This is a genomic window from Caldisphaera sp., assembly GCF_023256325.1.
GTDB lineage: Archaea > Thermoproteota > Thermoprotei_A > Sulfolobales > Acidilobaceae > Caldisphaera.
This window is the reverse complement of record NZ_JAGDXI010000006.1, coordinates 95,681-109,906: the sequence shown is the minus strand read 5'-3', so window position 1 is coordinate 109,906 and position 14,226 is coordinate 95,681. Positions and strand designations below refer to the sequence as shown.

Sequence of the window (14,226 nt, the reverse complement as noted above, 5' to 3'; positions counted from 1 at the left end):
TCATGTTAGCAGAAATGTTTTTAAATCTTTTTATAATAGCTCTAAATAAAGACACCCCCATACCGATGTGGGCTATGTCTAAAAGGTAAGGTAAAGCAGATATGTGAGTCCCGTACCGTTAGGCTCGAAGGAGTCCCATGACCTGCACGTGATGTTCCCTGAGCGTGAGGCCGAGGACTAAGTCCCTACGCTAGATCATGAATGAAGGTAAGATGGTTGAAATGAAAGTGTAGGGACAAACGGTTATAATCTGGATAAGCCAGTGGAATTTGGCTAAAACTGAAACTGTTGAGTAGGGTAATGCTGAGAGTAGTTTTGGCTGAAGGATATGGCAAAAAGCCCTTGCCTTTAACAAAAGGAAAATCAAAATCTTTTTTGGAAGTTGTAGGAAGGTAATTATTAGATTACAGCGTTGAAATATTGAGAAATACAGGTATAAAGAAAATTGTTGTGATTGTTCCAACTGGATATGAAAATCTAGCAGTACATTGTTGAATAATTTAATGGTAAACAAAAACATACTCAATATCTTTTGGTAAGTTAATTGTTTTGCATTCTTTATTTTTGCATATTATTTCAGCCTCAACTCCTTTATCATAATAATCCATTTTTGCATTATTTCCATATACGTGAAATTCTATATTATTAAACATCTTTTCTTCTATATAAGAGATTTCATTCTTTAGCATTGGAATAATTGAGTTTAGCTTAACAAATAATGGAAACTCATCTAAATTATAAGATAAATTATACCATTTTCCTCCTTCAAAATACTTATTTGAAAAAAATTCAATATAGTAACCCTCTGGCAAATAGACTTTTCTCTTACCTCCTTTTTCCATTATAGGTGCAACCAATAGACTATTACCTAAATAAAACTCGTCATCTATATTATAAGTGTTAGGATCATCATTTTCAAAGAACAATGGCCTAATAAGAGGAGTCTCTTCTTTTATAGATCTTATGGATTCACTATATATGTATGGTAATAGCTTATATCTTAATTTTATCATTTTTTTAGTTATTTCTTCATTATACTTCCATGGTTCTCTCTCGCTATTTCCATGGGCTCTTACATGACTTATCATTATACCTGCTTGCAACCACCTTATGTAAAGTTCTTCACTTGGTTTTCCAATAAAACCTCCAATATCAAATGATGCAAAAATTCCTCCTGATGAATGAAAAGATAAAAGTCCTCTTAAAGCCTGCCTAAGTCCTTCCCAAGTTGATGGAGGATCACCTCCCCAGTTTAATGGATATTGCCAAATACTTGTATAGCCAGATCTACCCCAAACTATTCCATATCCTTTATTCTCTTTAGTTGCCTCATAAACAGCTCTCATATAATATAAGGGAAAAAGGTTGTGAAGTTCCTCCCCTCTTAAACTTTTTGATATTGCATCAAAAGGTATTGCTTCTCCATAATCGGCTTTAATTACATCAGCATATTTTAAAACTAGCTCCTTTAAGACTTTTTTATACCTTGAAAAGCCTTCTTCATCAAACAGATCCGGTATTCCAGCATTTTCTCTTTTTTGGCAATCTGCTAGAGGAACTGCATGGCCTCCATTTGATGATTTTAACAGCTTATCTTTCATAATATTCCATAACTTTGTCCCAGGCTCTATATAAGGGTTTATCCATAAAGAAAGCTTGAATCCCATTTTATGTAATTTTTCTATCATTTCATCAGGATTTGGAAATGCTTTTTTATCCCATTCTAAATCCACTGTATCGCAACTGAATTTATCCCAGTTTCCCATCCATGGAGGGTCTATATGAATAACGTCACTTGGAAAATCTCTTTTTCTTAATTCTTCTGCAACACTTAATACTTCATCCTGATTTCTATAGGCGCATTTGCTCTGCCAAAAACCAAAGCTCCACTTAGGTAATTCATTTTTTGGTTTACCTGTTATACTATATAATTTCTTAAATATTTCCTTTACATTACCTAAAAATAGATATGAATCGAAATAATCCCTTGTTATAATTAAAAGCCTATCATAAGAAGTTTTTCCTATATCAAAATAAACTGGTGAAGAACTGTTTATTAAAAGACCCCAACCCTTTACAGACCATATGAAGGGTATTGGAATATAGGTTGCATAATTAGGAGTTGAAGGCATATCTGAAGCCCAGGTTATAAAATCATAACCCCTTTTATTTATATGTCCAAAATGCTCACCCAAGCCATATATAGGTTCATCGCCAGATAAAGATACGGAAAAGGAAAAACAAGTTTTACCATCTTTACAAGTTAAAACGCCAGTTGTTATTGTTGTCTTATCATACCATTCTAATGAAGGATCAAACAATGGATCAAACCATGGTCTCTCTCCTTCATTTTCTCCAGTTCCCCACTCTTCAAGAACCTTATCATTATTAAAGATTAGCAATTTTGGTAGTAAATGAACTCTATAGCTATTTGTAGTAAATGAACTATTTACGTTTCCATTAATTCTATTGCCAATCCTTAAAATACCATCATCAACCAATGAATAACATAATTTGCCATAGTCTGAATAAATACATCCATCTTTAAAAAATCTTCTTTTATATGGGTGAAAGGATAAAGTTTTAAATTTCGACTCGTCAAATTTTAATGTTGCCATTTTTTTCACCTGATTCTAACAATATTATTTTATTAATAATTTATACGTTTATACTCAGATAAGAGATTATCCGAAAAAAGACAAATAGGCCTCATGGTGCTCGATAAGGTTTTTAAATATTGAATCCATTAAAAATTTTAATCCATCAATTTATTAATAATAATCGTCAACACATAAATTAAAAAGTAAGATGCTGAGTGATTAAAATGTATAAATACTATAGACCTCGGCTTGGAAGAAAAAGATTTGGAGAGCCAATAGTAACCTTCAGTATCCCATGGCCTGAAAAGGCAAAAAGGCTTTATTTGGCATCCGAGTTTACTTCTTACTTTCCAGGTAGGTTTGAACTAAAAAAAGAAGGAAATAGGGGCTCAGTTTCCCTAAAAATATGGGAAGGTATTTATAAATATTTTTATTTTGATAATTACTACAATGTTTTAACTGATTTTGAAGTGGAAGATCATGAATTCATAAAAATTTATCCTTTTGATACCTTGTCATCTATAGCTAATATAGGTCTTCAAGATTTAAGAGACTCAATAAAAAACGGTTTATCTGATGAGCTCATAATACATGATGAGACTATGCCTTCTTTTATATCAAAACTTGGGAATAGATATCATATAAGAATTTTTACAATAAAAGATCAAATCGATGATATATATTTAATGTTTTTTAACGGGAAAAGTTGGAATGAAATAAAAGCAGAAAAAGTTTATTCAGATAATTACAGGGATTATTACGAGGCAATAGCAGATAACGATATAAAAGCTTATAAATTTAAGCTGATTATTGATAATCGAGAAAAGTACTTTGGTTTTGATGGTTTTGATGACGATAAACCATTTTATGTTTCTGATGGAGAAAAAGAAATACCATGGTATGTAGGAACGATTTATTATTTAATTTTTCCTGATAGCTTTTTATCAAAAGATTTTGATTATAAGGAAAGGTTACCAACAAAGATTGGTGGTAAGATTGATGATATAATAAACAAAATTGATTACATAAAAGACCTAGGAATAGAAACAATTTATTTAACTCCTATATATGTATCTCCCAGTTATCATAGATATGATGTTATAGATCACTTTAATGTAGATCCTAACTTAGGTGGGAATGAGAAATTTAAAGATTTAATAGAAAAAGCACATAAAAAAGGTTTGAAAATAGTTATAGATATTGTAGCTCATCATACATCCCCTTGTGCAAAGGAATTCAAAGAGGCTTTAAGAGACTTTAATTCTGAAAAAAAGAATTGGTACAGGTTTTTAGTAGAGGATTTAAAGGAAGTAAATGAAGAAACAATGAACTTTTTTAAAAATTATATAGATAACAACTGTCAGAAACTGCCTCAAGAATTAAAAAGCTTAAAGCCATTTTACGAATCTTTCTTCAATTTATGGTCAATGCCGAAACTAAATCATAATAACATAGATGTTGATAACCATTTTTGTGAAATAGTTAAGAGATGGTTAAGTTTTGGGGTTGATGGCATAAGAGTTGATGTTGCTCATGGAATACCAGATAAATCAATGGAATTTTTAAAAGAATGCGCTCATAGAGAAAAGGAATCAGTAACAATAATGGAAATTATGGGAAATTCATCAGATTTTCCCCTAGGAAAAATTGCTGATTCTGCAATGAATTACGAAATAAGAGAAAAGATAATAAAATTTTTAATAAATGAAATTAGTGCTTACGAACTATCAGAACATTTAAATAAACAATATATGAAGTTACCTGTTAATGTTTCAAATTCTATGTATAACTTGTTGGGAAGCCATGATACTCCAAGGATTATTAATGTTTTAGGCTATGATGTTGATAAAGTAAAAAGAGCTTATGTAATAATGTATTCCATTTATGGATCTCCCAGCATATATTATGGGGATGAAATAGGTTTATCAGGTCAAAAGGATCCTGATAATAGAAAACCTATGATTTGGAATGAAAACAAATGGAATAAAGAAATATATTTATTAATAAAAGAATTAAATAAAATAAGGCTAAATAATTCAACTTTAAAATATGGTTCATTTGTATCAAATGCTTTAAATAATGATGGGTTAATTATAAAAAGAAGATTCAAAAAAGATGAAATTATTGCTTATATAAGTAGAAAAGAGATTAGCGGAATAAAAATAGATAACCATAAAATCATTATTCAAGAAGGATATAATGAAAACAAATTAAACGGTTATGTAATAGCCCTCTCAAATTTACAATATTAATTTTTTTAATATAAACCGTAAATATATTTATACTCCTTTGTGTATACAATATAATTAGATAACTTTGGGTGAAATTATGGGTAAGTATAGGTCCTTAAGTGGAACTGCGATAGCAGCAATAGTTATAGTCGTTGTAATAGTAATAATAGCAGCAGGAGTTGGGGCATATTATGCAACAAGAAAGCATATTACTACGACTTCAACTACACCTGTTGCAACGACTACTTCTTCTGTTCCAGTAACTTCTACCACGACTACGACAACACCACCTCCAACGACTTCGACCACTACGACAACAACGACTACCACAACAACTCATACTCCTGTAACAATAACTGTTGCAGATTCTTATAGTACATCAGAAAATGCTGCATTTAATCAAACAATAGCTGCATTCGAACAACAATATCCATGGATTCATGTAAATGTAGAGTATGGTGCTCAAGACTCCGCAAGCAATTACCAAAGTGAAGTACAGGCTGGAGATGCTCCTAATGTGCTAAGAGTATCAAGTGATTCAGCAGGCGTAGCATTTGCATCAGGATGGTTATTGAATTTATCTCAATACTTACCTAAGAGTTATTTTGCAAGATACATAAATGTTACAATTCAGGACTCAATGCTTAATGGTTCAGTATATGGTTTGCCTGATGATGAAAACTCCATTGTAATGTTCTACAATAAGAAATTTGTGCCAGAACCACCAAATACAACAAATCAATTAATACAAATTGCTGAAAATGTTAACAAAACATACCATATATGGGGTATTGCTTACGGTGCATCAGATGAATATGGTTATAGATTTGCTGCATGGTTTGCTGGTTATGGTGGACAAATATTTACTACAATAAATGGAAAAATATATCCAGATTTGAATTCAACAGCTATGGTTAATGCATTAAACTTCTGGTATAATTTAACTTATAATTTAAAAATAAACTACTTAGCACCATCGCCTGGAGCAGGAGGTGCAGAAGGTGAACTATTTACATCTAATCAAACAGCTATAATTTTTGACGGACCATGGGATTTAGGAAATTATTTCAGCGCTTTGGGCTGTAATTTAGGTGCAGCACCCTTACCAGTTGTTAGCCAAACTGGACTGTATGCAACTCCATTTGTTGGTGCACAAGATTGGGTAATAACAACTCCATCAGCATCTGGGGCAACACCTGCACAAATAAATGCTTCATTATTATTCATAGAATTTGTAACAAACTATTCAGCAGAAATGAGGTTATGGAATATAGCTGGGGATATTCCAGCTTTAACTTCTGCATACAACACAGCTTTAAAAGAATTAAGTGAAACCAATACAACTAATACAACTATATTGTGTTTAAACAATATAAAGAAAGGCATTTTAGAACAAGAAACTCATGGAATGATAATGCCAAATATACCGCAAATGGGTTCTTATTGGTCCTCATTCCATCAATATGCTAGTGAATTCTTTGCCAGCAAAATAAATGCAACACAAGCAGCTCAAGGAATGGAACAAGCATTTATACAAGCATTACAGCAATCCGGTTTACTATCACCAATTCCACTACCTAATTCTTTGTATTTATTGCAAGAATTTTCAACAAAGTATTGAGGTATAGTAAATGGTTAGTTGGAATACAAAACAAAAAATAATTGGTTTTTTATATATTCTTCCTCTTTTTATTGTTGTTTTGCTTCTTTTCTTGTATCCATTAATATATTCAGTTTATATTTCCTTTACTAACATGGCAGCTATTCACTTCCTTCATTTCAAATACATTGGATTGTTTAATTATGAAATGATGATTAAGGATAAATATTTAGCGACACTTTTAATAAACACAGTTATATGGACTCTTGGAAGCCTAATTCCTATGATAGCTTTAGGCTTATCATTAGCTATAATACTAAATCAAAAGGATTTATATGGTAAATCAATTTTTTACGCCATTCTAATTTTGCCATGGGCTTTTCCTGGTTTTATTTCATTATTAGTTTGGCAAGGCATGTGGGTAGATCCGTATGGATTCATGAATAGATATCTCTTACCATTTCTTCATTTGCCTCACGTAAATTCATTGATATCTGTAAGCTCTGCGTGGACTGAATTAATTGTAACCAATTTGTGGTTAAGCTTTCCCTATTACATGACAGTTTTCTATTCTGGTTTGCAAAGCATACCTCAAGAACTCTATGAAATAGCAGATGTAGATGGAGCGGGACCTTTGCAAAAGTTTGCAACAATTACATTTCCATCCTTAAGAAAAATTATAGCTTTTGTTTTTATAACAAGCTTTGTATTTACATGGAATAACTTCTACCCAATTTACATATTAACAGGAGGGGGTCCAGGTATTGCAACGGAAACCTTTACAGTTTATGCTTATCAGCAGGCTTTCAGCCAATATAATTATGCATTTGCAGCAGCTCTTTCAATAGTTTCCACAATAATAACTGTTGGTCTTGGTATAATTGTTTTAAAGTTTACTGGAGTTTTGGAGAACATAACATGAGGTGGTTAATTTGAAATTTAGGTTAATTAAGAAAATTGTGAGATTGATTATTTCATATTTGGTTCTCATTGCAATAGCGATATGGTCAGTTTTACCTATTTATTATATTATTATGACATCGTTTAGCAAAGTAGGTGGATTAATTTCAATAAGCATAAAGACGCTAATACCAAATCATATTTATTTGGGAGCATATAAAACGCTCTTAGAAGGAAGATTCATTCCATCTATAAAGGTTCCCAACTTTCCTATATGGGTTTTACATAGTATAGAATTAGCAGCTGCAACAGCAGTTTTATCTGTTATATTAGCTATGCTAGCTGGTTATTCCTTATCAAGAATGCAAATACCAGCTAAGCAAACACTTGCAACATTTATTTATATAATAACGTTTTTACCTATGACAGCAACAGCTGTTCCCCTCTATCTCTTATTTGCGAAATTCCACCTATTGAATTACCTTGGCTTAATCCTGGCATATACTCCTGGTACAGCGGTTTTCGCAGCTTTTCTAGCTAAGCTTTCTATAGATTCTATACCACCTGATTATGAGGAGGCAGCAATGATAGACGGATTATCAAGATTTCAAGCATTTTTAAGGATTATATTTAGATTAGCCTTACCAGTTGTTATGCTTACTGCCTTACTAGGCTTTTTAGGGGCATACATGGATTACGCTTTAGCATATGCTTTTATTGGTCCTGCATCAACAAAGTGGACAGCTATGATAGGTCTTTATTATTTATCAGGTTTGTTTAATTATGCAGCTGCTCCAGCATATAATATATTTGCAGCTGGAGCGGTACTAATGGGTTTACCATTAATGGGTTTATTTTTAGTATCCCAAAAGATGATGACTAAAGCTTATAGTAATTTAGCAGGGATAAAATAGGTGATATAAATGGAATACATAAAATTAGAGGATATATGGAAAACATATAAAACGAAAAAAGTTGTTACTACGCCTCTTAAAGGTCTTAATTTGTCAATCGACAAAGGGGAATTAGCGGTTATTTTAGGTCCTTCAGGAGAAGGGAAAACAACAATTCTGAGAGTTATAGCAGGTTTAATTAAACAAGATAAAGGTCATGTATTTTTAAGAGGGAAAAATGTAGATGATTTATCACCAAAAGAAAGGAACATAGCAATGGTATTTCAGAGCTATGCAATTTATCCATTTATGTCAGTATATGATAACATTGCATACCCATTAAAAATCTCACATGTATCAAAAAATGAAATAGAATCAAAAGTTAAATACATAGCTGATATTTTAAAGATAAGCGATATTTTGCAAAAAAAGCCTTCAGAATTGAGCGGCGGACAAAGGCAAAGAGTTGCTATAGCAAAAGCCTTAGTAAAGGGAGCTGATATAATATTAATGGATGAACCTATGGCAAACCTTGATGCAATTGTTAGAGTATATGCTAGAGAGGAATTAAAGGAACTTCACAGGAAATTAAATACTACAATAGTTTACGTTACACACGACCAAGTAGAGGCATTATCCTTAGCAACTAAATTGGGAATTTTGCATGATGGGATAATACAGGATTACGGGGATCCTATGGAAGTATATAAAAATCCAAGAAACAGCTGGGTAGCTTCATTTGTTGGCAACCCTCCAATGAATCTTGTTGAAGGTATCGTTAAGAATAATGAGATATCATTTATTAGGGGGAATTTAAAATTTGGTTTACCTAAAAGGTATTTAAACAATATTAATGATGGACAAGAAGTTATAATAGGCTTTAGACCTGAAGATGCTATTATAGGTAAAGGACAATTTAAGGGAAAGGTTTCTATGACTGAAAAAATCGGTGCGTATACTGTTATTCACATAGATGTAGGAGATAATGTTCTTTTAAGGCTAATTCAACCGGCGTTTGCTAATTATTCTAGAGGGGATGAAGTAAATTTTGATATACAAGAAGATTCATTAGTTTTATTTGATAAGAAAAGCGGGAAAAATTTGTTAAGATAATTATTACTATTATTGTTTTTCTTTGTATTTAATATATTAAAAACACTAATTTTCTTCATTTTACATCATATTTTACGGTAGATTTGTATCTAATATTGTTTTAAGTTTTATTTTAATAAATTAATGAGTGAAAAATTGGAAGATAGATTTTATAATGAGATTTTTGGTTCTTCTCCTAATAGGTTTGGGACTCATAGAATTTTGACGAATCTATATTTCAATTCTTAATCCTTGGGCTTTACTATGGCCACAAAGTATAGAATCTTTCACTTTTCTCTTCTTTAGCAGGATAACACCAACTCATACATGCGTCATTAATAGCCTTATTAACGTAATGGGAAGCCAAGACATTAATTTTCTCTAATTAATCCAATAATGTTTTGTATAACACATTCTTTTTAGGTAAAGAAGTCTTGACCTTAGTTCTGATTTTACTTCCACTTCTTACCTCATTTCTTTCTATCTTTGTCCTTTTCCACAACCAATCAAAAGCTTTCTCTAAAAGGCCTTCTATAGTTCTCTAGAAGCGTTTTAGTCTCCTTATTTTTATTATTTTTGCAGAATATGTTAGATAAACATATTCTTCTTTCGGTTTGAATGATCTAAGCCGTTAACAATGGCTTTAAAATTCTTTGAATTTAAAAAAGAATAATATAATTTATACTCCTATTTTACATAAAAATATTGGTAAGGGGACAACAAAGTTGGTAGAAAATGCAGGCCTATATCTGGTTGACATAGAATCTGTATTAGACGGTAGTGCGAGGAGAGCCATTGAGGAAGGTATGGTTCCTGTAGGAAGAGTGATAATATTAAAAGATCTAATTGAGTATTTTTATAACCAAGCTAAAAAAGGAATGAGCATAGGATTTACTGGTTTAGATGAAATTAAGAAGATAGGTAATATAAAAAGAAGTGGAGTTCAAATAGATATAGTGGAAAGAGATAGAAAATTAATAAAAGAAATAACTTATGAAGAATTAAAAAAAGAAATTAGAGATTACGCTTGGAAATCAAGTGCTATTATAATAACAAGTGATTTGATGATGTTAGAATCCTCTGAAGCGTTAAATATACCTGTTCTATTTACGGGATCTAAGAAATCTGGAAAACTAAAAATAGAAGAATTTTTTGATGAGAAAACTATGAGTGTTCATTTGAAAGAAGGAGCTTTACCATTAGCAAAAATAGGCAAGCCTGGCAGTTGGATATTCGTTAAGCTTTCAGATAAAACCTTAGATAGGTCTCAAATTGAAGAAATGTCGAGAGAAATAATAGAAAGGGCCTCTACAATGGAGGAAGGATTTGTAGAAATAGATAGAACAGGATCCACAATAATTCAACTTAAAGACTATAGAATTATAATTACAAGACCTCCATTAAGCGATGGATGGGAAATAACGGCAGTAAGACCAATAGTCAGACTAAAGTTAGAAGATTATAATTTACCTGAAAAGTTAATGAAAAGACTGTTAGAAAGGGCTGAAGGAATTCTAATAAGCGGATCACCAGGAGCTGGTAAAACAACTTTTGCTCAGGCTCTTGCAGAATTTTATTCTAGCAAAGGAAAAATAGTGAAAACTATTGAATCCCCCAGAGATATGAGATTACCTCCAGATGTAACTCAATATTCAAAAACTTATGCAGAAATGACAGAACTCCATGATATATTACTTTTATCAAGACCTGATTATACATTTTTTGACGAATTGAGAGACGATGATGATTTTAAGCTCTATGTGGATTTGAGATTAGCAGGAATAGGCATGGTAGGTGTAACTCATGCTACATCACCAATAGATGCAATACAAAGAATCGCTACAAGGGTTGAACTGGGTATGATACCAAGTATAATTGATACCGTAATATTTATAAATAATGGAAGTGTTGAGAAAGTTTATGAATTAGAAATAACTGTAAGGCTTCCTACTGGGTTAAAAGAAGCTGAGTTAGCAAGACCTGTTGTTGAAGTGAAGAACTATTTGACAGGTGAACTTGAATATGAACTATATACATTTGGAGAACAAACTATGGTAATTCCTGTAAGAAGAAAATATAGAGAAGGTAAAGGGGGTAAAACTAGCTTAAATTTATTGGAAGAGGACTTTTCATCTATATCAGATAAAATAAGTAGGCTAATTCCTAATGCGAAGACTGAAATAAGCGAAGGTAGCCTTATTATAAGGATACCTAGGCATTCAAGAGTTACAGCGAAAAAGGTAAAATCAATAAAGAAAATTGCAGATGAATATGGATTAGACTTAAAGTTTATACCATTAGATTAGGAGGATAAAACTATTAATGATTAATTCCACAATTATATCGTTTCTCTACGTTGGTGTTATAATATTAATTGCTAAAGTACTAGAAGAGAGCCTAAAAAAATTCTACATTCCAGCATTTGTTAGTATAATTGTTTCTGGTATTATATTGGGGCCAGCAGTATTAAATTTTATAGTTCCAAATCAATCAATAAATTTCTTATCTCAACTAGGCATAACTTTTATTTTATTTCTTGCTGGAGCTGAGGAGTTTAATTTAAATGAAAGGCCAAACATAAAATTATTTGTTGCGTCTTTAATACAAGTATTGATTCCCATTACTTTTATTTTGTTATTTTTTAAACTAATAAACACTGAGAATGCTTTAATATTAGCTGTACCATTAGCTATGACAAGCACTGGTCCTCTTGCAAGAGCACTTTCTGATATGAATATTTCAAAAACAAAAACGGGAACTACACTCTTTTATCAAGCTGTGATAACTGAAATTATATTTATTATTTTATTTGTAGGATTTAGTCAAAAAACAAGGATATTAGAAGCTTTCATCGGAACTTCTTTGGTAATAATAGCTATTTTTGCTCTAGGGCAAATATATTCGAAAATATTTTCAAAAATATTGTACTTATTAAAAGCAAGAGAAATTGAATTGGCATTAATAATATCAATAATTTTAATCGTAGGTTATTTCTCAGACTATTATGGCTTCAATGCCGCTATTTCAGCTCTTTTTCTAGGATATTTGTTTAGAGATTACTTCGAAGACAGACAAGAAATTTTAGAAAGAGTTCGAGGATTAACTTATGGTTTTTTCGAACCAATATTTTTTGCTGATATTGGACTAGAAGTTGTTAAGATAACAGCTAACATAGTTATAATGTCATTAATACTTGTTGGAATTGTTCTAGCATCTAAGCTTTTTTCTGGGTATCTTTCTTCCGATATAATAAAATTTCAAAACAAATGGCTCAATTCGTGGGCCCAAACGGCCAAGGGCGGCGTTGATACATCATTGTTGCTTATTTCATTACTGAGCAATTACATAACCGGATATCAATATTCTTTTTCGGTTTTAACAATAGCTATAGTTGCAATAATATTCCCATTTGTTTTAAGAAAATGGAAGTTACCTGGAGAAAAAATTGAAAATATTAAGCTTTCAATGCCATTATCAACTATTAAAGTTGATGACTATGACATATTGCATTGCGATTCTACATTATCTGATGCTGCAAAAATATTTTCAAAAAAAGATATAAATGAAATTGTTGTTGTTAACCGTGATATGGTTCCAATTGGAGTTTTTTCTATAAGAAGTCTCATAGATGTAGATCCTAACAATTACGAGAACACGATGATATGTGAAACCTATTTAAAACAAGTTGAAGTATTATTATATAATAATACTATAGGTGAAGCTGTAAGAAGAATAAAAGATAAGGACCTCTATGTAATAGCTATAATTGATAAGGATGGTAAGCTAGTGTTCCCATTATATAGAAGAGATATATTAAAGATTTACAGCAGATAAAAATTTAGGTTTTATGTATAATATGATCTTGGTGGTAATAATTGAATAAAAATGATTTAGCAAGGTTCTCTAGACAATTATTAATGCAAGATATAGGATATGAAGGTATGGAAAAAATTATGAATTCCAAAATAGCTATTGTAGGCTGTGGTGCCTTGGGTTCAACCCAGGCAGAAATTTTAGCAAGGGCAGGAATTAAAAAAATCAAAATTATAGATAGAGATTATATAGATTTAAGTAATTTACATAGGACTCATATGATTACAGAAAAAGATGCTTTGGAATCATTGCCTAAGGCTATTGCCTGTGAAAAGTGGATTAAAGAAATAGATCAAAGTATCAAAGTAGAAAGTGCTATAGATGAATTTGATTCTTTAAACGCCGAAAAGTTTTTAGAAGATGTCGATTTAATTCTTGATGGAACAGATAACTTAGAGGCTAGATTTTTAATTAATGATGTTTCAGTTAAACACAACATACCCTGGATTTACGCAGGCGTTAATTCGTGGTATGGTAATGTTATGTTCATAAAACCGAATCAAGGGCCTTGCCTTAGATGCCTTATACCTGAAATTAGCAATCAAAATGAGAGTTGCGATATTATACCTTCTATTGGAACTATGACTTCATTAGTTTCTTCCATATCTTCTAATTTAGCTATAAGATACTTAGCAGGTAATGAAGTGCCCTATGGTGTTTTATTTGTAATAGATGGAAGAGATGTGAGCATAGAAAAGATAAAAATAACTAAAAATGAGAAGTGTACTACATGCGGTTTACATCACTATGAATTTTTAGAGAAAAAAACGTTAAGAGGTGTAGTAAAGATTTGCGGGACGCATGCTGTAGAAATAAGGCCAGAAAAATTTGTTAATTTTGATTTTAGTAAAAAAATTAATAAAATTAAAGAAAAATTTAATGTAATATCTATAAACAAATATAGTTTAAGAGTACAAAAAGATACTATTCAAATGGTTCTCATGAATAATGGCTTAGGCATGGTAGAAGGAATCGATGATATAAATACTGCAAAGAAAATATATGATGATCTCTTTAATATTTTAATTCAATAAGAT

General features: G+C 31.3%; 9 protein-coding genes. 8 read left to right on the top strand and 1 reads right to left on the bottom strand.

Annotation, left to right across the window (positions count from 1 at the left end):
• Positions 1-500: 500 nt before the first annotated feature.
• Entirely contained in the window at positions 501-2,618 is a 2,118-nt protein-coding gene (locus Q0C16_RS00795; RefSeq protein ID WP_292319135.1) for a TIM-barrel domain-containing protein, read from the bottom strand.
• Positions 2,619-2,824: 206 nt separating this feature from the next.
• Between Q0C16_RS00795 and Q0C16_RS00790 the strand changes: the two genes are divergently transcribed.
• The 8 genes from Q0C16_RS00790 (at position 2,825) to Q0C16_RS00755 (ending at position 14,223) form a co-directional block, all read left to right on the top strand.
• Positions 2,825-4,852 (top strand): glycoside hydrolase family 13 protein, encoded by a 2,028-nt coding sequence (locus tag Q0C16_RS00790; RefSeq protein ID WP_292319134.1) that lies wholly within the window; start codon positions 2,825-2,827, stop codon positions 4,850-4,852.
• A 76-nt stretch (positions 4,853-4,928) separates the two neighbouring features.
• Positions 4,929-6,452 (top strand): extracellular solute-binding protein, encoded by a 1,524-nt coding sequence (locus Q0C16_RS00785; protein WP_292319133.1) that lies wholly within the window; start codon positions 4,929-4,931, stop codon positions 6,450-6,452.
• A gap of 10 nt (positions 6,453-6,462) precedes the next feature.
• A complete protein-coding gene (locus Q0C16_RS00780; RefSeq protein WP_292319132.1) occupies positions 6,463-7,353 on the top strand; it encodes a carbohydrate ABC transporter permease in 891 nt (296 codons plus the stop codon).
• A 1-nt stretch (position 7,354) separates the two neighbouring features.
• Positions 7,355-8,245, top strand: coding sequence for an ABC transporter permease subunit (locus Q0C16_RS00775; protein WP_367117868.1), 891 nt, complete (start codon positions 7,355-7,357; stop codon positions 8,243-8,245).
• 9 nt (positions 8,246-8,254) lie between these two features.
• Positions 8,255-9,337, top strand: coding sequence for an ABC transporter ATP-binding protein (locus tag Q0C16_RS00770; RefSeq protein WP_292319130.1), 1,083 nt, complete (start codon positions 8,255-8,257; stop codon positions 9,335-9,337).
• A 704-nt stretch (positions 9,338-10,041) separates the two neighbouring features.
• Entirely contained in the window at positions 10,042-11,622 is a 1,581-nt protein-coding gene (locus Q0C16_RS00765; RefSeq protein ID WP_292319129.1) for a PINc/VapC family ATPase, read from the top strand.
• A 16-nt stretch (positions 11,623-11,638) separates the two neighbouring features.
• The gene (locus Q0C16_RS00760; RefSeq protein ID WP_292319128.1) at positions 11,639-13,150 is read left to right on the top strand and encodes a cation:proton antiporter; all 1,512 of its coding nucleotides are present in this window, start codon (positions 11,639-11,641) and stop codon (positions 13,148-13,150) included.
• Between the two features lie 41 nt (positions 13,151-13,191).
• On the top strand, positions 13,192-14,223 hold the full coding sequence (locus Q0C16_RS00755) for a ThiF family adenylyltransferase (protein WP_292319127.1): 1,032 nt from the start codon (positions 13,192-13,194) through the stop codon (positions 14,221-14,223).
• Positions 14,224-14,226: the final 3 nt, after the last annotated feature.

Excerpts from the sequence above, each read along its gene's own strand:
- Q0C16_RS00770 (WP_292319130.1), top strand. The coding sequence starts at position 8,255 with ATGGAATACATAAAATTAGAGGATATATGGAAAACATATAAAACGAAA.
- Q0C16_RS00785 (WP_292319133.1), top strand. The coding sequence starts at position 4,929 with ATGGGTAAGTATAGGTCCTTAAGTGGAACTGCGATAGCAGCAATAGTT.
- Q0C16_RS00760 (WP_292319128.1), top strand. The coding sequence starts at position 11,639 with ATGATTAATTCCACAATTATATCGTTTCTCTACGTTGGTGTTATAATA.
- Q0C16_RS00790 (WP_292319134.1), top strand. The coding sequence starts at position 2,825 with ATGTATAAATACTATAGACCTCGGCTTGGAAGAAAAAGATTTGGAGAG.
- Q0C16_RS00795 (WP_292319135.1), bottom strand. The coding sequence starts at position 2,618 with ATGGCAACATTAAAATTTGACGAGTCGAAATTTAAAACTTTATCCTTT.
- Q0C16_RS00780 (WP_292319132.1), top strand. The coding sequence starts at position 6,463 with ATGGTTAGTTGGAATACAAAACAAAAAATAATTGGTTTTTTATATATT.